We start from the raw sequence: 18176 nt of genomic DNA, 5'->3' as shown, positions 1-18176 counted from the left end.
TTGCTTTGCTATCGCAGATAGTTGACCAGGCTGAGCTGGCTCGCCATGGAGGTGGCCTGATAGCTCGCCTGCAACTGGATCTGCAATTCGAGCAGCATCATCGCCACTTCCTCGCGCGGCGCCACCGAGATATCGGCCAGCATGGTCTCGAGCTGCGCCTCATACTGGGTATGCCGCTGCTTGACCGTATTGACCGTCGAGGCGGCCAGCCCCAGTTCCATGGTGATCAGCTCGATCGATCCGGCCTGCGAATTGTTGCTTTCCGAAAGCCGGTCGCGCTGGATGGCCACCAGCGCGTCATATCTGCGGGCATTGGCGGGATCGAGATCGCTCATATCGTCCGATACGGCGAACACGGCCAGCCCCTTGATCAGTTCGACGAAGCCCTGCTCATTAGCCTGCACGCCATACTGGGCCTTGGTGTTCTCGTCCACATTGGCGCTGACGGCCTGCCGCGGATTGGCGCTCGATTGCCCGCGATACCATTCCGTCGCCCCCGCCGCTTGCGCCTCGCCATTGGCGTTAAAGAACAGATCTGCCGCCTTATAGACCGACGCCGATTTGAGGTCCGTCGCGCCGATGGTGACGAATTCGGCCTTGACGCTGGCCGCGAACGCCGCGGCGGTGTCCTCGGCCGTCCCGCCCAGGGCGAAGCTGTCGGCGGGCATCGGGTCGGTGCCCTCCGCCACCACCGTAAAACTCTTGTGGACCGGGGTATCGCTGTGCGGCAGCGTATAGCTGATGGTGATCATGTCGCCCACCGCCGGCTGGCTGTCGAAGGAGAGCGCGTGCCCGGCTCCGGTCGACTGCGGCACCGCCGCTGGATCGGCGGCGACATCGCTGCGCGAAATGCCAGCCGAGTTGATGGTCACGCCGGCGATCTTGATCCCTGTCCCGTCGGCAAAGCTCCCGGTCAGCGTCACCGTTTCCCCTGCCACGCCGAACCCCATGCCGCCCGGATGGTCCGCATCGCCGACCCCATCCAGCGCGTAGCGGTCGAGGGTGAACTGGCGGAACCCGTCCGGTCCGTTCATCATCTCGTCAAAACTGGCCACCGGCTTGGCGTCCGATCGGTTGCCGCCGAAAATATACTGCCCGGTGATGTCGGTGTTGAGAATATCGATCACCTCCATCAGCAGATTGGTCGCCTGGTTGCGCGAATTGACGAAATTGATCCCGTCCGTGCCATAGGCGCCCGGCACGGCCAGCGCCCGCGCATCGGCCTCGATCTCGTCCAGCCGCTCGAGCCCGTTGGTGTAAAAGCTCATCCGGTTCTCGACGGTGAGGATATTGGCCTGAAAACCCTCGATCCGCCCCAGCCGTGCCCTGAGGCTGAGCTCATGCACCCGGTCGCCGCCCATTTCCGCCAGCGTGTTGTGTCGCTTGCCCGTCGCCAGTTGCAGTTGCAGGTTTTCGAACTGCTTGTTCATCTGCGAGATGGAGCGCAGGTTCTGCGAGATCGGATAGAGGGATTTGTTGACGATCATGGCCGGCCTCACATTCTCAGCAGCGAGTCGATTAGTTCCTGCACGGTCGAAACGACCCGCGCGCTTGCCGCATAGGCATTCTGCAATTGCATGAGCCGCGCCATCTCCTCGTCCACATTGACCCCGTATTCGGCGCTCATGCGGGTGGTGATCGATTGCAGCGTATAACCGGCCGCCGCGTGCTGGCTCTGCGCCTTGGCGACCACATTGCCCTGATGGTTGATCATCTGGCCGATGAGTTCGGTCACCCGCCCCTTGAGCCGCACCCCGCCATCGCTGACGGCGGTGATCTTGTCGGAAACGAAGACCATGCCCTTGAGGCTGGCCAGAAGCTGGTTGGGGCGCGTGGCGTCGCCCAGCGACACGCTGGCATCGTCGCGCACCAGCCCTTCATTGTTGGCGATCAGGGCGGTGTTGACCGAGATTCGTCCGGCGAACCCCTGTTTCTGCCCCCCGCCATCCAGGCCGTTGCTGAACGGGGTATTGTGCGTATCGACGAACAGATTGACTGCCCCGCCCGCCCCGGTGCCCTTGGGCGTCGTGGTCGCCGTCAGCCCGGTGACCGTCGCGCCCGCGCCGACCACCTGCAGCCGGCCGGCGCTCGCCTGGGAGAAATCCACCCCGGGGAACAGCGCGTTGAGTGCGCCCGCCGCCGCATCCAGGTCGCTCAAATCCATGCGGACGATGGTTTCGCCCGCCGCATTGGGCGGCAGCGGCCCGGCCGTGCCTTCGCTCGAATGCACCACGCGATAGCTGTGGGTGCCCGTGCCGTCCGTATAGCTGAAAGTGAAGGAATTGCCCGGCGCGGGATCGTCCAGATCCACCGCGAACCCGCCCGGCACCGCCTCGCCATCGGTGGTGACGGTGTTCATCGCCTGCGCCAGCCCGGCGGCGATCTCGTCCAGCTGATCCTGCATGTTGGGAAGGGTCGTATCGCGCAATTCCAGCAGCGCCGCCAGCCGGCCCGAGCCCAACAGCCCCTTGCCGGTGAGATCGATCTCGAACCCCGAAGGCGTGCGCAGGGTGAGCTGCCCCACCGCCCCGGCTCCGGAATTGAGCGCACCGCCCGAGCGGAAATTGAACTGGGAGGCTTCGACGTCGAGAATGCCGATGCCGGTATCGGTCATCAGCGCGACGCTGCCATCGGCGCGATAGCTGGCCTTGACGTCGATCTTTTCCGAGATCGAGGCCACCAGCCGGTCCCGTTCGTCCATCAGCGACAGCCGCGCCTGCTGGTCCTGGCTCTGGTCCAGTATCCGCACATTGACATCGGCGAGCTGGGTCAGCTCGCGATTGAGCTCGGACACCGAATTGGCGATCTGGCTCTCGGCTTCCTGCCGCATTTCCTGCACGGCGCCGGTGAGCGTATTGAGCTGCTCGACGAGATGCTGGGCCGCGTTGATCACCCCGGCCCGCGTCGTCACGTCATTAGGATTAGTCGCCAGCGCCTGCAGCGCGTTCTCGAACCCGGCATAGAGCGTATCGAGCGAATTGGCGTCTCCCGGCTGGCCCATATGCATCTGCAGCCGGTCGAGAAAGCTGGCGCGGGTCGCGTGGTAGCTCGTTTGCGACACGGCGACGAGATGCTGCTTTTCCAGCGCCTCGGAGAAGGCCCGCGTGAGGGTCGAGGCGCGCACCTGCGCGCTCGTGCCATAGGCGGTTTCCTCGATGACCATGGACTGCCGGTGATAGCCGGGCGTGCCCTTGTTGGCGATATTGCGCGAGACCACGTCGATGCCGCGCTGGCTGGCATTCATGCCGCCCAGGGCATTGGACAGTGTCGAACTCAATCCCATCGCGTGATCTCCAAACCGGGTCGAAAGGCTGCATTTGCAGGCCGGGGCCTAGCGGCCCGCCGCGTCAGCGCACCATGTTGAGCGCTTCCTGCAGCATCTCGTCCGATGTCGAAACGATCCTCGTGCCCGCAGCATAGGCCTGCTGGGTTACGATAAGCTTGGTAAACTCTTCCGAGATGTCGGTATTGGACATTTCCAGCGCTCCCCCGGTCATGCCGGCATCGAGCGAGAAGATCGCCTCTCCCGAAGCCGCCGTCGCCGCATAGACGCCGCCATCCATGCGCTTGAGCTGGTTCTCGGCGTTGAAATTGGCCGTGACGATCTGGTAGAGCTCGATCTGCTTGCCGTTGGAATAGGTCGCCACCACGCGCCCGGAATCGTTGACCGCCACCGAGCTCAGCGTCCCGGCCGGATAGCCGTCCTGGTTGAGGGCCGAAACCGACGCCCGCCCATTGGCGTTGTCATACTGCGTCAGCCCGCCCGCCCCGAAATCGAACTTGACGTTGCCGATCGTCGTGCCATTGACCGTCAGCCCGGCAATATCCACCGACACCGCGTCCCCCGCCCCGATCGCCGTCGCGCTCTGGCGCACCAGCGTCCCGCCCGCATCGAATTCGAATTCCCCGTCCGGCACCGCCGCCCAGGTCTCGGGATCGGCGTTACTCATATAGTAGAGCTGCCAGGTATCGGGGGTGTCGGCGAGCTTGCCCCAGCGCAGCTGCACATTGGCCGCCGCGCCGTTCTCGGCATAGACGGTGATCGCCCCGCCTTCGATGGTCTGCTCGACGAATTCGGGATCGCCCACCCCCGCCACCAGCAACCCCACTTCATCGGGCAGGTTGAGCTGATAGTTCACTTTCTTGGTCGCGCGGGGGTCCAGAAGGCCGTTGTCCACCTTGATTTCCCCCGGCACCGAGCCCGAGACGTTGCCGGTACTCCTATCGACCGGCACGCCCATGAGATAGTACCCGGCGCCGTTGACCAGATAGCCTTCGCGATCGAGCTCGAAATCCCCGCGCCGCGTGAAATACTGGGTGTCGTTGAAAATCGCCTGCCCGTCCGAGGTGCTGGATTTTTGCGCCACCACGAAATAGCCCGACCCGCTCAGCGCCACATGCGTGCCGGTCTGCGAGGTTACGATGTCCCCGCGCACGTCATTGGTCGAGCGCGAATAGCCGAGCACCGCTCCGGGCACCTGCCGCCCCACGGCGGCATCGGGAATGAGGTCGATGAAGCCGGTCTCCATGCGCTTGTAGCCGGTGGTCTGCGAGTTCGCGATATTGCCCGAGATATTCTCCAGCGCGAAGGATTGCGCCGCCATGCCGGTCACCGCCGTCTGCAAGGCCCCATAGATACCCATTGATACTCTCCGTCATCCCGGCGCGCCGAGCACGCACATGTTCGAAAAGATCAAAGCAAGCCGAATGCCAAACCATCAACCATTTGAATTATCTGAATTTTTCCTCCGAAAATCGCCTCTCACCACTTCACGTGCCGGAATCTTTGTCCCTCATGCCGGCAAATTCTGCCGCCCCGCCGTCCTTCCCCCTCTGGACGCCTCCGGTCAATGACTCTAATCAAGCGCTGACCACCGTTATCTCGGGATCTGCCCCATGCTCTTTGCCTCTGCCGACCAGTTCCGTGCCCTGCCCGGCCGCGCCGTCACCGTTTTCGGCATGGCGGGGGTGGGCAAGACGCGGCTGGGCAACATCCTTCGCAAGGCCGACTGGTTTCATTTCTCGGTCGATTTCCGCATCGGCACGCGGCATATGGGCGAATACATCGTCGACAACTTCAAGCGCGAGGCGATGAAGGTGCCCTTCCTCGCCGAATTGCTGCGTTCGGATTCGATCTCCATCGCCTCCAATCTCAGCTTCGACAATCTCGATCCGCTCTCGAGCTATCTCGGAACGCCGGGCAATCCCGCCAAGGGAGGGCTTACCTTCGCCGAATACCAGCGCCGGCAGGAGCAGCACCGCGTCGCCGAGATCTATGCCCTGCTCGACGTCCCCTACTTCATCGGGCGGGCCAAGGATCTCTATGGCTATGACAATTTCCTCTGCGATACCGGGGGCTCGCTGATCGAGGTGCTCGATCCCAACGATCCGGAAGACCCCGTGGTCAAGGCCCTGACCCAGAACACGGCGCTGCTCTATCTGCGCGGCACCGAGGCCGATGCCCAGCGGCTGATCGACCGCTTCAAGTCCAATCCCAAGCCCATGTACTATCCGCCCGATTTCCTCATCGCCAAATGGGAGCAATTCAAGCAGTTGCACGGGCTGCGCCGCGACGACGACGTCGATCCCGACGCCTTCGCCATCTGGGGCTTCGAAGCGCTGCTGCGCGACCGCCTGCCCCGCTACCAGGCCCTGGCCGACAATTTCGGCTATCAGGTCGACGCCGCCGAGCTTTCGGGCGTGCGCGACGAACACGACTTCATGGAGCTCATGTGCAGGGCCATCGCCGATCGCCCGGCGGTGGCCGCAAGCCTCTGAGCCGCTCCTGCAAAAGCGGCAAGCCTGCACTTATATAAGTCTCCATTGAAGGAAGTTTCCCATGCCCATCCGCATCCCAGACCTGCTCCCGGCGCGCCGGACTCTCGAGGACGAGGGCGTCGTGGTGATGGACCAGACCCGCTCCATCCGGCAGGACATCCGTCCGCTCCAGTTCGGGCTGCTCAACCTGATGCCCAACAAGCAGCGCACCGAAACCCAGTTCGCCCGGCTGATCGCCTCCACCCCGCTCCAGATCGATCTCACACTGGTGCGGGTCAGCGATCATCAGTCCAAGAACACGCCCGAGGATTACCTCCAGTCCTTCTATTCCACCTGGGAAGAGGTGAAGACCCGCAAGTTCGACGGCTTCGTGGTCACCGGCGCCCCCATCGCCAACCTGCCCTTCGAGGACGTGCGCTACTGGCCCGAAATGCTCGAGATCATGGATTGGACCCAGACCAACGTCCATCACACCCTGTTCATCTGCTGGGGCGCCCAGGCCGCGCTGCATCATTTCCACGGCGTCGAGCGCTACCGCATGGACGCTAAGGCGTTCGGCGTCTTCCGTCACAAGGTGCTCGACACCCGCCACCCCTTCCTGCGCGGCTTTTCCGACGACCTGGCCGTGCCGGTCTCGCGCTATAACGACATCGACCGGACCACGCTTGGCGCCGACCTCGATATCCTCATCGACAGCGCCGAGGTCGGCATCTGCATGCTGGACGACCGCAAATACCGCGCCGCCTACATGCTCAACCATCTCGAATACGACAACACCTCGCTGGCCGACGAATACAAGCGCGACCTGGAGTCCGGGCTCGACACCCCTCTGCCCCTCAACCTGTTCCCCGACAACGATCCGGCCAAAACCCCGGAAAACCGCTGGCGCAGCCACGCCCATCTGTTGTTCCAGAACTGGATCAACGAAATCTACCAGACAACGCCCTACGACCTGGCCAAGGTCGGCACCGGCGAATGGTAGCTGCCTCCCTCCACACCCCGGAATCACCCTCCCCTTGACGGGGAGGGCTGGGGAGGGGTGGAGGCAGGCGCCAGTGCCGATTGGAAACCCGGGGCCTCCAAGAGCTCGCTCCGCTCGCACCCCCACCCCTAACCCCTCCCCGCAAGGGGCAGGGTGACAGGCTGATGGATGGAAACCGGTCGGTGGCACCATTTTCCCTCCCCTTGAGGGGGAGGGACCAAGGGTGAGGTGGAGCCAGGAGAACAGCGTCAACCGCTCTTTACCGTCGAGCCTTCCCCGCCCGCCACCTCAGTCCCCCTCATCCGTCTCGGACCTTCCGATCCGATCCACCTTCTCCCACCAGGGGAGAAGGGAGTCCCGTGAGGCGGGCGGAGGGCTTTCCTTCTCCCCTGGTGGGAGAAGGTGCCCCGAAGGGGTGGATGAGGGGGGCGCTGAGCTTCCACACCCATCACCCTCCCTCCCCTTCACATTCCCGCGCGCACCTCCTACCTTGTTCTCTGCCCCACCAGGAGACTGCCGCTTGCCCAGCCTGCCCACCACCATCACCGACGAGTTGGGCATAGCCCTGGGCAATCTCGCCGATGCCGCCACCGGCACCGTCACCCCCACCATTCGCCTCGGCGTCACCGGCCTGTCGCGGGCCGGCAAGACCATCTTCATCACCGCCCTCATCCACAATCTGCTCGCCGCCGCCCGCTTGCCCGGCTTCGCGCCCATGGCCGAGGGCCGGCTGATCAGCGCGCGCCTCGCGGAGCACCCCGACAACGCCACGCCCCGCTTCGCCTATGAAGCCCATCTCGAAGCCCTGACCGGCACCCCGCCGGTCTGGCCCGAATCCACCCGCCGCATTTCCCAGCTCAGGCTTTCCCTGCGCTACCAGTCCGGCAATTGGCTCAAATCCCGGTTCGGCCTGCACACGCTCAATCTCGATATCGTCGACTATCCCGGCGAGTGGCTGCTCGACCTGCCCCTGCTCACCCGCAGCTACGCCGAATGGAGCGCCGAGGCGCTGGAACTGGCCGGCCGCCCGGCGCGCGAGGCCGAGGCCCGTCCCTTCCTCGACGCCCTCGCGGCGGCCGACCCCGAGGCCGAAGCCACCGATGCCGCCGCCGAAGCCCTCGCCACCGCCTTCACCCATTATCTGCGCGCCTCCAAGGCCGATGCCCGCGCCCTGTCCACCCTGCCGCCGGGGCGCTTCCTCATGCCCGGCGATCTCGAAGGCTCCCCGGCCCTCACCTTCGCGCCCCTGCCCGCCCCCGCCGCCTCGCCCCGCCATTCGAGCCTCTATGCCATGCTCGAACGCCGCTACGAGGCCTATAAATCGGTCGTCGTGCGCCCCTTCTTCCGCGATCATTTCGCCCGCCTCGACCGCCAGATCGTACTGGTCGATGCCCTGCGCGCCCTCAATTCCGGCCCTGAGGCGGTCGCCGATCTCGAAACTGCCCTCACCGCGGTCCTCGAATGCTTCCGCCAAGGCACGTCCGGCCCGCTTTCGCGCCTCTTCAATCGCAAGATCGATCGCATCCTCTTTGCCGCCACCAAGGCCGACCTGCTGCACCACACCTCCCATGGGCGCCTCGAAGCCATTCTCAACCGGCTGGTCTCCGCCGCCGCGCGCCGGGCCAAATTCCACGGCGCCGAAACCCGCTCCATGGCCATCGCCGCCATCCGCGCCACCCGCGAGGGCTCGGTGAAGCATAACGGCGAAACCCTGCCCACCATCATCGGCACCCCCGAAAGCGGCCAGCGCCTCGGCGACATCACCTATGACGGAAGAACCGAAATCGCCTTGTTTCCCGGCGACTTGCCGGAAAATCCGGATTCATTGTTCAAAAGCGATGAATCGACACCTCAACTCAATTTCCTGCGCTTCCTGCCGCCCACCGTCATGTCTCCCAGCCAGTCGGGCGAGCCGGTCTTCCCCTATATCCGCTTCGATCGCGCGCTCGATTTCCTCATCGGGGACAAGCTGCAATGAGAGAGCCCCGCGCCATACCCACCCGGCCGCGCGATGAACCCATTGCCCCGGCCCGCCCGCCCCGCGCCTTCGAAACCGGCATCGCCGAGGAGAGCCCCGACGTCTTTGAGGCCAGTTCCACCGAACTCGCCAATGCCGATGTCGCACCAGCTCCGAAGCGGCGCGGCGGCTTCTGGCGCGGCCTGGCACTGTGGACCGGCGGCACGCTGATTTCCCTCGGCCTCGGCCTTGCCGCCGAGCGGCTGGTCCGCGACCTCTTTGCCGCCTATGAATGGCTCGGCTGGTTCGGACTTGCCGTCCTCGCCGTGTTCGTCGTGGCGCTGGCCGTCCTCATCCTGCGCGAACTGGTCGGCCTTGCCCGCCTGCGCACCCTCGATCGCCTGCGCGACCGGGCGGCGGCGGCCCTGGTGGCCGACGATCTGGACGCAGCACAAAAGCTCCACGCCGAATTGCAGCAGATCTATGCCGAGCGCGCCGATCTGGCCCGCGCCCGCGAGGGGCTGGCCGCCGATGCGGAGACGATCCTCGACGGCGCCGAGCTGGTCAAGACCGCCGAGCGCGCCCTCATGGCGCCGCTCGACCTGCGGGCCCGCGCCCTCACCGCCGCCAGCGCACGCCGGGTCGCGCTGGTCACCGCCATAGCGCCGCGCGCGGTGATCGATCTGGCCTTCGTGGTCTTCGAAAGTTTCCGCCTCGCCCGCAACATCGCCGATCTTTATGGCGCGCGACCCGGCCTGTTCGGCTTCATCCGCCTTATCGGCGCCATCCTCGCCCATCTGGCGGTGACCGGCGGACTGGTGCTCACCGATGGGGTCGTGGAGCAATTGATCGGACAGGGCGTGGCGGCCAAACTCTCCGCCCGCCTGGGCGAAGGCGTCCTCAACGGCCTGATGACCGTGCGCGTCGGCATCGCGGCGATCAAGGTGGTCCGCCCCCTGCCCCACGCCACGCAGAAATCCCCCGTGGTGGCCGATTTCGTCCCCGAACTGGTCAAGCTCGCCGGCACGCAAAAATAAACCCGCCCCTTGGGGGGGCGGGCATCGAACGACGACGACAGGGGAACGGCTTACCGCTCGATAAAGCCCGCCTCGATGCAATCGTCGCGCGAGACCTGGCTGAAGTCGAAATTCTCGAACGTCACCGGCTGATCGGCACGGGCGGGCGGTTCGCTGTCCGTCCCTGCCTCGAAATCGGCCTGCAACTCATCGCAATAGGACTGCACCGAGGCCGCCTGTTCCGCGGTCAGCGCCAGACCATTGATCATCATGACGCCGTCCTCGATGGACATGGCGGATTCAGCCTCCGTATCCTGCGCAAGGGCGGCACCGCCCAGACCGAGGGCAAAAGCAAGGGCGAGAGGCGAGGCAAGAGATTTGAAGCGCATGATGCGTCTCCTTGGATTTTTGCTTGACTTAGCGGCGCACAGGCCGCTGCTTCGTCAAGTTTGATCCGCCCTAATCGTTCCTGCCGCAGTTTTGATCATTTCGTGGCATAGGCGACCCAGCCGCGGATGCTCAATCCCACATGGATCAGCGTCACACCGGCGAACCCCGCCGCGCGCAGCATTGCCTCGTCATCCTCGGGCGCGAGGATGGTCAGCCGGCTGCCGATGGTGTCTCTCGCCTTTTCCGCCGCCGCTCCTTCCGTCCCGGCAAAGGCCACATGCCGGGCGATCCAGCGCGAGCGCTCCGGCTCGTCCTGCGGAAAGCTGATATGAGCGATGACCAGCGGAGCCCCCGGCTTCAGCCGCCGGCGCAGGGCCTCGAGCGTCGCCAGCCGCGCGTCCCGGTCGATGAAATGGAAAACCAGCAGCGAAACCGCCCCGTCGAACGGCCCGGACGGCGCGTCCGCGATATAGCCCTGCTGCAATCGCACCCTGTCGCGATAGGGTTCCGTGACATGGGCGGCGGTGTCCAGCATATCCGCCGAAGGATCGATCCCGACGAAATGCCAGCCCGCATGCGCCTCGGCCAGCGCCTGCAATTCCAGCCCGCCGCCGGCCCCCAGCACCAGGATCTGTGCCGCGTCGGGCACGCATTCGGCCAGCAGCATGCCGGTCATCCTATGCAGCCCGTCAAGGCCCGGCACCTGCCGCCGCGCGCCCTCGGCATAGCTTTGCGCGTGCGCCGCCCCGAAGGCGGCCCCTTCGGTCTTCTCGCTGCTCATATGTTCGTCCCTGCCATCGGGCAATCCAGAGCAATTCCAGGCGCCGATCGCGCCTACTGCTTGATCACGATATAAGCCGCCGCCCCGGCCATGGCGCCCGCCGCCCCGCGATTGAGAGTCTTGAGCGCGCGCGGATTGCGCAGGAAATCCCGCGCCTTGCTGGCAAGCGCGATATAGGGCAGCGTCACCAGATACAGCACCACGACGGTCGTCACCACCAGCCCGGCGAAACTCTGCACGGTCACCTCGTCGAGCTTCACCACCGTGGGCAGCAGCGCCATGTAGAAGATGATGGTCTTGGGATTGCCCAAGGTCATCGCATAGCCGCCAAGCACCGAGGCGAGAATCCCGTTGCCCTTGCGCGCCTCTACCTTGTCGGGATCGATTCCCGCCCGCCAGAAGCTCCAGGCAAGATAGACCAGGTAAATGGCCCCCGCGATCTTGATCACGACAAAAATGCCCGAAAACGCGGCCGCCACCGCCGCAAGGCCGAGCACGGCCAGCGTCAGATAGGTGAGATCGCCCAAGACCAGCCCGGTGGCGAAAAACACCGCCGGGCGGAAGCCCGAGCCCAGCGCCTTGCCGACACAGGCGGCGATCCCCGGCCCGGGAATGGCCGCGGCGATCGCCAGCGCGATGGCATAGGGAAGAAATTCAAGCACGTCCATGACGCCGCATCCCCCAGAGGCTTTACGCCGCCTCGTCCTGCCGGGCCGAATCCGCCAGCCGCACCCGCAGACCGTCCAGGTCCTCGCGCATCAGGATCTGGCAGGAAAGGCGCGAATTGGCCTCGTAGTCGGGCACCGAATCCAGCATGTCCTCTTCCTCGTCGGTGGGCGGATTGAGCCGCTCCTGCCATTCGGGATCGACGAAGATGTGGCAGGTCGCGCAGGCGCACGACCCGCCGCACTCGGCCTTGATGTTGAGTCCCCAGTCGCGGATCACCTCCATCACCCGCCAGCCCTCGAGCGCTTCGAGCTCATGTTCGATGCCGTTCTGGTCGGTGACGAATATCCGCATGTGAGGTCCTGTGAAATGGCGGCCGCCGGCCCCGTGCCGGGTCGCGGCCGTCTATAGTTAGGCCACGCCGAGCTTCTTTTGAAGATTGGTCGACGAGGTCGTGTACTGGAAAATCACCTTCTGGTCCGGATGTACGATCCGCTTGGCCGCCTGCGCCATCAGCGCGCCCTCGTGGAAACCGGAAAGGATCAGCTTGAGCTTGCCCGGATACCAGTTGATGTCGCCAATGGCAAAAATGCCCGGCACGCTGGTTTCGAACTTTTCCGTATCGACCTTGATCAGCGCGTTGTCGTGCAGGTCCAGCCCCCAGTCGGCGACCGGCCCCAGCTTCATGGTCAGCCCGAAAAAGGGCAGCAGCCGCGTCGCCGGAACCCCGATTTCCCCGCCTGCGGTCTTGAACACCACCTCGCTGAGCTGTCCGTCCTCGCCTTCCAGCCGCGCCAGTTGGCCGGTGATGAAGTTGATCTTGCCCTCTTCCACCAGCGCGCGCATCTTGTTGACGCTGTCCGCATGGCCGCGGAACTGGTCGCGCCGGTGAACGAGGGTCAGCGACCGCGCCAGCGGCTGCAGGTTGAGGGTCCAGTCGAGCGCCGAATCCCCGCCGCCCACGATGACGATGTCCTGGTCGCGGAAATCCTCCATCTTGCGCACGGCATAGAACACCGACTTGCCCTCATAGGCCTCGACATTGTCCACCGGCGGTCGCTTGGGCTGGAACGAGCCGCCGCCCGCCGCGACGACGATGGCCTTGGCCACGAACACCTCGTCGGCATCGGTGGTCACCCGGAAGGCGCCATCGTCGAGCCTTTCGACATTGGTCACCATCTGCGAGAAATGGAATTCCGCGCCGAAAGGGGCGATCTGCTTCATCAGATTGTCCGTCAGCCCCTGCCCCGAGATTTCGGGAAAGGCCGGAATGTCATAGATCGGCTTTTCCGGATAGAGCTCGGCGCACTGCCCGCCGGGCCGGTCGAGAATGTCGATCACATGGCATTTGAGATCCACCAGCCCCAGTTCGAACACGGCAAACAGCCCCACGGGCCCGGCGCCAATGATGACGACATCGGTGACGATTTCATTTCCGCTCATAAACAGGTCCTGGTCTTGGAAACGCATCCGGCGACAGATCGATACCATGTCTACGCCCGGATGCGCATATCTTCGCTTGTATTAACAAAGTCAACGCTTGGAATATATAGCTGAGCCCGACTGTCAAGTATCAGATCGGGCGCTGGCCGTCACCCGGGGCTCCGGGCGGCGCAGGAACGGTCGCGTTCCCGCCGGCACTTCCCGCCGCGCCCCGACCGGCTGGTAGTAATGGGCCACCTCGGCCAGGGCGTTGCTTTCCAGCGCCTTGCGCGTCGCCGCATTGGTCACCACCAGCGCGTCTATGCCGCAGCGGCGCATGAAGGGAATCTGGTCGGTGAGCACGTCCCCGACCCCGCGCAACTCGCCCGCATAGCCGAAGCGCTCACGCAACAGCCGCGCGCTGGAATAGCCGCGCCCATCGGTAAAGGCCGGGAAATTGATCGCGATGGAGGAGAACCGGTCCAGGTCCTCGGCCACGTCCTCCACCCGGTCGCCCGGATCGACCCGCAATCCGATGGGATGCGGGCTGGCGAGGAACACGTCGCGATAGTCGCGGAACACGGCGAGCGGCACATGGGTATAGCGCGCCTCCTCGGCCGTATCGTCCTCGGTCCAGGCCTTCCACGGATCGGTGCGGACCGCGCCGTCCTTAAACAGGGTGAGCGAGGCCTGGCTCACCGGCCGCGCGATGCTGCCGTTAAAATCGAAATGAATGCCGCATTCGCGCTTGTCCCGCCCGCGCCAGCGCCCGGCCCGGGGGTCCTCGCCCTCGGCCACCGCGCTGGTGCACGGCGCGCAACCAATCGATTTGTACCCCGCCTCGTAGAGCGGATGCTGCGGCAAGCCGTGTTTGGCCTTATAGGCCTCGATATCCTCATGGGTGAAATAGGCCAGCGGGTTGACCTTGATGCGGTCGTCGCTGGTCAATTCGAAATGCGGCAGCACCCCGCGCTCCGCCGTCTGGAAACGCTTGCGCCCGGTGACCCAGCCGCCATAGCCGTCCAGCACCCCTTCGAGCGGCTCGGTCTTGCGCAGATAGCAGCAGCTGTCGGGATCGGTTTCCCACAGGGTTCCATCCGGATCGAAGCGCCTGATATCGGCATCGGGGTGCAGAGCGATGACATTGCTCAGCCCCAGATGCGCCTTGAGCGTTTCGACATAGGCCAGCGTCTGCGGGAAGTGCTTGCCCGTCTCGAGGAAATAGACCGGCAGACCCGGATCGACCTTGCTCACCAGATGCAGCAGCACCGCCGAATCCGCCCCGAAGGACGAGACCAGGGCGATCGAGCCGGGCAGCAAGTCCTCCACCGCCTGCTTGAGCACCCCTTCGGCGTCCATCTCGTCATACATGCCGTTGAGCGCCACGATGCCAAGCTGCCGCAGCTTGTCGTGTTTCGGCTCCGCAATGATCGGGCTAGCCAAGGCCATGGGAAGTCTCCTGGTATCGTGTGGCGGGCAGGCTCAGCGCCCCCCTCATCCGCCCCCCCGGGGCACCTTCTCCCACCAGGGGAGAAGGCAAGCCGAGGCTGTGGGACCTTTCGGGGCCTAACAAAAGAGCCCCCTTCTCCCCTGGTGGGAGAAGGGTCGGGGATGAGGGGGGCGCTGCCTCTCGGCCTCCGCCAACGCTCCTGTTACCCATTGCCATACAGCGCCTCCTTGAACGGCGCGTCCCCCAGCCGGCGATAGGCCGCGATGAACGTCTCGCCGGGGTCGCTGCGCTCGGCGATATAGGCATCCACCAGCCGCTCGATCGCATTGGGCACCTCATCGGCCACGAAGCCCGGCCCGAGGATTTTCCCCACCGCCGCGTCTTCGCTGCCGTCGCCGCCCACGGTGATCTGGTAGAGCTCGGTGCCCTTCTTCTCCACGCCCAGGATGCCGATATGGCCCACATGGTGGTGCCCGCAGGCATTGATGCAGCCGGAAATCTTGATCTTGAGCTTGCCGATCTCCCGCGCCCGTTCCGGTGCGGCGAACCGGCGCGAAATATCCTGCGCGATCGGGATGGAGCGGGCATTGGCCAGTGCGCAATAGTCCAGTCCCGGGCAGGTGATCATGTCGGTGATCTCCCCGGCATTGGCATCGGCCAGCCCAGCCGCCGCCAGCCCGTCATAGACCGCCCGCAGATCGGTGAGCGCCACGTGCGGCAGCACCAGGTTCTGCTCGTGGCTCACCCGCAATTCGTCGAAGGAATAGCGTTCCGCGAGGTCCGCCACCGCCTCCATCTGCTCGGCCGTCGCATCCCCCGGCGCCCCGCCGATCGGCTTGAGCGAGATCGTCACCGCGCTGTAGCCGGCCCGCTTGTGCGGAAAGGTGTTGTTTTCGAGAAACCGCCCAAAGGCCGGATCGAGGATTTTCTCGCGCTCCACATCGATGGCCACCACGCCGTGATCGGCATAGTCGGGTTCGGCGAAATAGGCTTCGATCCGGTCGAGCTCTTCCAGCGGCAGGGTCAGGACGCCGCCACGGATTTCCGCGAATTCCTGCTCGACCTGGCCCTTGAAATTCTCCAGCCCCTCCTCATGCACCAGGATCTTGATGCGCGCCTTGAACTTGTTGTCGCGCCGTCCATAGCGATTGTAGACGCGCAGGATCGATTCCAGATAGGCGAGGAGGTGCTCATGGGCCACGAAGCCGTTGATCAGCTTGCCGACCATCGGCGTCCGCCCCAGCCCGCCCCCGACATAGACCGCCCAGCCCACCGCGCCCTCGCGGTTGGTCTGCGCCATCAGCCCGATATCGTGGAACTTCACCGCCGCCCGATCATTCGGCGATCCGGTCATGGCGATCTTGAACTTGCGCGGCAGGTAGATGAATTCCGGATGCAGGCTCGACCATTGCCGGATGATCTCGGCCACCGGGCGCGGATCGATGATCTCGTCGGCCGCCGCCCCGGCGAACTGGTCCACCGTGACATTGCGCACGCAATTGCCCGAGGTCTGGATCGAGTGCATCTCGACGCTGGCCAGGTCGGAGAGGATGGCCGGGACGTCTCTCAGCTTGGGCCAGTTGAACTGGATGTTCTGCCGTGTGGTGAAATGCCCGTAGCCACGGTCATAGGTGCGCGCAACATGCGCCAGCATACGCATTTGCCGCGCACTAAGCGTGCCATAAGGTACCGCAATCCGCAACATATAGGCATGAAGTTGCAGGTAGAGGCCGTTCATCAGCCGCAGGGGCCGGAACTGTTCCTCGGTCAATTCACCCGCGATGCGCCGCCGCACCTGGTCGGAAAACTGGGTCACCCGCTCGCCGACAAAGGCGGCGTCGAACTCGTCATATCGATACATATTCGTCCTCGGCCAGCGTCTGGCGATCAAAAAAGCGTGGCGCTGTAGGGCCTTGGGCCCGGATGCGCTCGCGGATGCGCAAGGGGTGGATCCCCGCTTCGGTCATCTGCACGTCTTCGCTTTCGATGCTGATCACCCGGCCCGTCGCATGGGTGGCGGCGATCGCCGCCTCCAGCGCCTCGGCCTCGTCCTTGCCGAACACCCGGGCCTCCTGCAGCGCCTCGCGCCAATTCCCCCGCGCATCGAGATACACCGCCGCCCCAGAGAGCAATTCATTTCCCGTGAGGATTTTCATCATCGCCTCGCTTCAAACACACCAACGCCGCCAGCCATCACGCCACCCGCGCCGTTTCCGCCACCATGGTCCCGGCGCTGGCCCAGTCTCCTGCCGCCACCGCCTCGCCGATAAGGATCACCGCCGGCCCGTCGACAAAGGCGATCTCGTCGCGCGCCAGCGCCCCCAGCGTGCCGGCGTAAAGCACTCGATCCGCCCGCCCTGCATTGACGACGATGCCCACGGGCATCCGGGCGCCGAGCCCTTGCGCCAGCAGGTCCCGCGCCACCCCGGCGGCGATCGATTTGCCCATATAGAGCCCCAGCGTCATGCCGGCTCTGGCCAGCGCTGCCCAATGGACCAGTTCGGTATTGTCGGCCCCATGTGCCGTGGCCAGCACCATGCCGGGAGATACCTTGCGCAGCGTCACCGGGCTGGCCGTATCGGCGGCCGCCGCCAACGCCGCCGTGACGCCGGGCACCACCTCATAGCCGATCCCTGCCGCTCTGAGCGCCGCGATTTCCTCGCCGGCCCGCCCGAACACCATCGGGTCGCCCGATTTCAGCCGCGCCACCCGCTTGCCCTCGCGCGCCAGCCGCACGATCAGCGTATTGATCTGCGCCTGCGAGAAGGAATGATGCCCCTTGGCCTTGCCGACCGAGATCCGCGCCGCGTCGCGCCGTCCCATCTCGATCACCGCCACCGGCACCAATTGGTCGTGGACGATCACATCGGCCTCCTGCAACAGCCTTAGCGCCCGCAGGGTCAGAAGATCTTCGGCTCCCGGCCCCGCACCGATCAGCCAGACGACGCCACCACCGGCGCCGGCCGCCGCATGCCGGGCGAGCAGCGCCTTGGCCACCTCTCCGCCCCTTCCCTCCGCCAGCGCGTCCTCGATGCCGGGCGCGGTCACCAGTTCCTCGTAATAGCGCCGCCGCGCTGCGCCATGGGGCAGAAGCCGCGTGGCCGTCTCGCGCATGGCGCCGGCCAGACGCGCCACAGCGCCCAGCCGGGGCGACAGCATCGCCTCGATCCGCGCCCGCACCAGCCGTGCCAGGACCGGCGCATCGCCTTCCGTCGAGATGGCGATGGAAAGCGGCGCCCGCTCGACAAGGGCCGGCGTGAAGAAGTCGCAATTTTCGGGAACGTCCACCTCGTTGACCGGCACCCCGGCCGCCCGTGCCAGGGTGCGTGCCCGCGCACCGTCCGGACCGTGATCGGCGATGAAGGCAAGCGCCGCATTGGCGAAGTCTTCCGCCTCCACTGCCCGCCGGTTCAGTTGCACCTCCAGCCCGGAGAAATCCGCCTCGAACTGCGGCGCGAACACGACGATCTCGGCGCTGGTCTTGGCCGCCAGCCGTGCCTTGGCCAGCGCCTCGTCATCGCCCCCGACAATGACGATCCGCTTGCCCTTGACGGCGACCGAAACCGGGAATGTGTTGAGCCGCGCCACGGGAAGGGCCTCATGCAGGATCAATCGGGTGAAAGGTTGGAATGGGCATGAACCTCATGCGGCCTTTCCATGAAACACCTTGGAAAATATGGGGTTTTGGCTACCCCGGCAAGCGCGTGCCGCGCGATCGGAGACATATTTCCCTT

Annotated in this window: 16 protein-coding genes; 4 read left to right on the top strand and 12 right to left on the bottom strand. The window is 65.1% G+C overall.

The window, feature by feature from the left end; genetic code table 11:
• Positions 1-8: 8 nt before the first annotated feature.
• The 3 genes from DVH29_RS02330 to DVH29_RS02320 all read right to left on the bottom strand — a co-directional run bounded on the left by DVH29_RS02330 (position 9) and on the right by DVH29_RS02320 (position 4643).
• On the bottom strand, positions 9-1487 hold the full coding sequence (locus DVH29_RS02330) for a flagellin N-terminal helical domain-containing protein (RefSeq protein ID WP_114644543.1): 1479 nt from the start codon (positions 1485-1487) through the stop codon (positions 9-11).
• Between the two features lie 8 nt (positions 1488-1495).
• Entirely contained in the window at positions 1496-3283 is a 1788-nt protein-coding gene (gene flgK / locus DVH29_RS02325; RefSeq protein WP_114644542.1) for a flagellar hook-associated protein FlgK, read from the bottom strand.
• Positions 3284-3347: 64 nt separating this feature from the next.
• Positions 3348-4643 carry a flagellar hook protein FlgE gene (locus DVH29_RS02320; protein WP_114644541.1) on the bottom strand — a complete coding sequence of 432 codons (1296 nt, stop codon included), beginning with the start codon at positions 4641-4643 and terminating at the stop codon, positions 3348-3350.
• A gap of 253 nt (positions 4644-4896) precedes the next feature.
• Between DVH29_RS02320 and DVH29_RS02315 the strand changes: the two genes are divergently transcribed.
• From DVH29_RS02315 to DVH29_RS02300, 4 genes are all read left to right on the top strand, one after another.
• Positions 4897-5778, top strand: a complete 882-nt coding sequence (locus tag DVH29_RS02315) for an ATPase (protein ID WP_114644540.1) — start codon at positions 4897-4899, stop codon at positions 5776-5778.
• A 61-nt stretch (positions 5779-5839) separates the two neighbouring features.
• Positions 5840-6760 (top strand): homoserine O-succinyltransferase, encoded by a 921-nt coding sequence (locus DVH29_RS02310; protein WP_114644539.1) that lies wholly within the window; start codon positions 5840-5842, stop codon positions 6758-6760.
• A 520-nt stretch (positions 6761-7280) separates the two neighbouring features.
• The gene (locus tag DVH29_RS02305; RefSeq protein ID WP_114644538.1) at positions 7281-8738 is read left to right on the top strand and encodes a YcjX family GTP-binding protein; all 1458 of its coding nucleotides are present in this window, start codon (positions 7281-7283) and stop codon (positions 8736-8738) included.
• On the top strand, positions 8735-9754 hold the full coding sequence (locus DVH29_RS02300) for a YcjF family protein (protein WP_114644537.1): 1020 nt from the start codon (positions 8735-8737) through the stop codon (positions 9752-9754). The genes DVH29_RS02305 and DVH29_RS02300 overlap by 4 nt, the downstream gene beginning before the upstream one ends.
• 50 nt (positions 9755-9804) lie before the next feature.
• On the opposite strand, the gene DVH29_RS02295 is transcribed toward DVH29_RS02300, so the two are convergent.
• The 9 genes from DVH29_RS02295 to cysG all read right to left on the bottom strand — a co-directional run bounded on the left by DVH29_RS02295 (position 9805) and on the right by cysG (position 18030).
• A complete protein-coding gene (locus DVH29_RS02295) occupies positions 9805-10122 on the bottom strand; it encodes a hypothetical protein (protein WP_114644536.1) in 318 nt (105 codons plus the stop codon).
• Between the two features lie 95 nt (positions 10123-10217).
• On the bottom strand, positions 10218-10904 hold the full coding sequence (locus DVH29_RS02290) for a class I SAM-dependent methyltransferase (protein ID WP_114644535.1): 687 nt from the start codon (positions 10902-10904) through the stop codon (positions 10218-10220).
• Between the two features lie 53 nt (positions 10905-10957).
• Positions 10958-11572, bottom strand: coding sequence for a LysE family translocator (locus DVH29_RS02285; protein WP_114644534.1), 615 nt, complete (start codon positions 11570-11572; stop codon positions 10958-10960).
• A 22-nt stretch (positions 11573-11594) separates the two neighbouring features.
• Positions 11595-11924 (bottom strand): 2Fe-2S iron-sulfur cluster-binding protein, encoded by a 330-nt coding sequence (locus DVH29_RS02280; RefSeq protein WP_114644533.1) that lies wholly within the window; start codon positions 11922-11924, stop codon positions 11595-11597.
• Between the two features lie 57 nt (positions 11925-11981).
• Positions 11982-13013: an NAD(P)/FAD-dependent oxidoreductase gene (locus DVH29_RS02275; RefSeq protein WP_114644666.1), complete on the bottom strand. Its 1032-nt coding sequence runs from the start codon at positions 13011-13013 to the stop codon at positions 11982-11984.
• Between the two features lie 123 nt (positions 13014-13136).
• On the bottom strand, positions 13137-14441 hold the full coding sequence (locus DVH29_RS16330) for a phosphoadenylyl-sulfate reductase (RefSeq protein ID WP_158541529.1): 1305 nt from the start codon (positions 14439-14441) through the stop codon (positions 13137-13139).
• A gap of 203 nt (positions 14442-14644) precedes the next feature.
• A complete protein-coding gene (locus DVH29_RS02265) occupies positions 14645-16303 on the bottom strand; it encodes a nitrite/sulfite reductase (protein ID WP_114644532.1) in 1659 nt (552 codons plus the stop codon).
• Complete coding sequence (locus tag DVH29_RS02260; RefSeq protein WP_114644531.1) at positions 16290-16601, bottom strand: DUF2849 domain-containing protein; 312 nt, start codon at positions 16599-16601, stop codon at positions 16290-16292. The genes DVH29_RS02265 and DVH29_RS02260 overlap by 14 nt, the downstream gene beginning before the upstream one ends.
• Positions 16602-16635: 34 nt before the next feature.
• Positions 16636-18030, bottom strand: a complete 1395-nt coding sequence (cysG, locus tag DVH29_RS02255) for a siroheme synthase CysG (RefSeq protein ID WP_114644665.1) — start codon at positions 18028-18030, stop codon at positions 16636-16638.
• Positions 18031-18176: the final 146 nt, after the last annotated feature.

The sequence above is a fragment of the Pelagibacterium lacus genome (assembly GCF_003345525.1).
Taxonomy (GTDB): domain Bacteria; phylum Pseudomonadota; class Alphaproteobacteria; order Rhizobiales; family Devosiaceae; genus Pelagibacterium; species Pelagibacterium lacus.
This window is presented reverse-complemented; position numbering and strand designations above follow the sequence as displayed.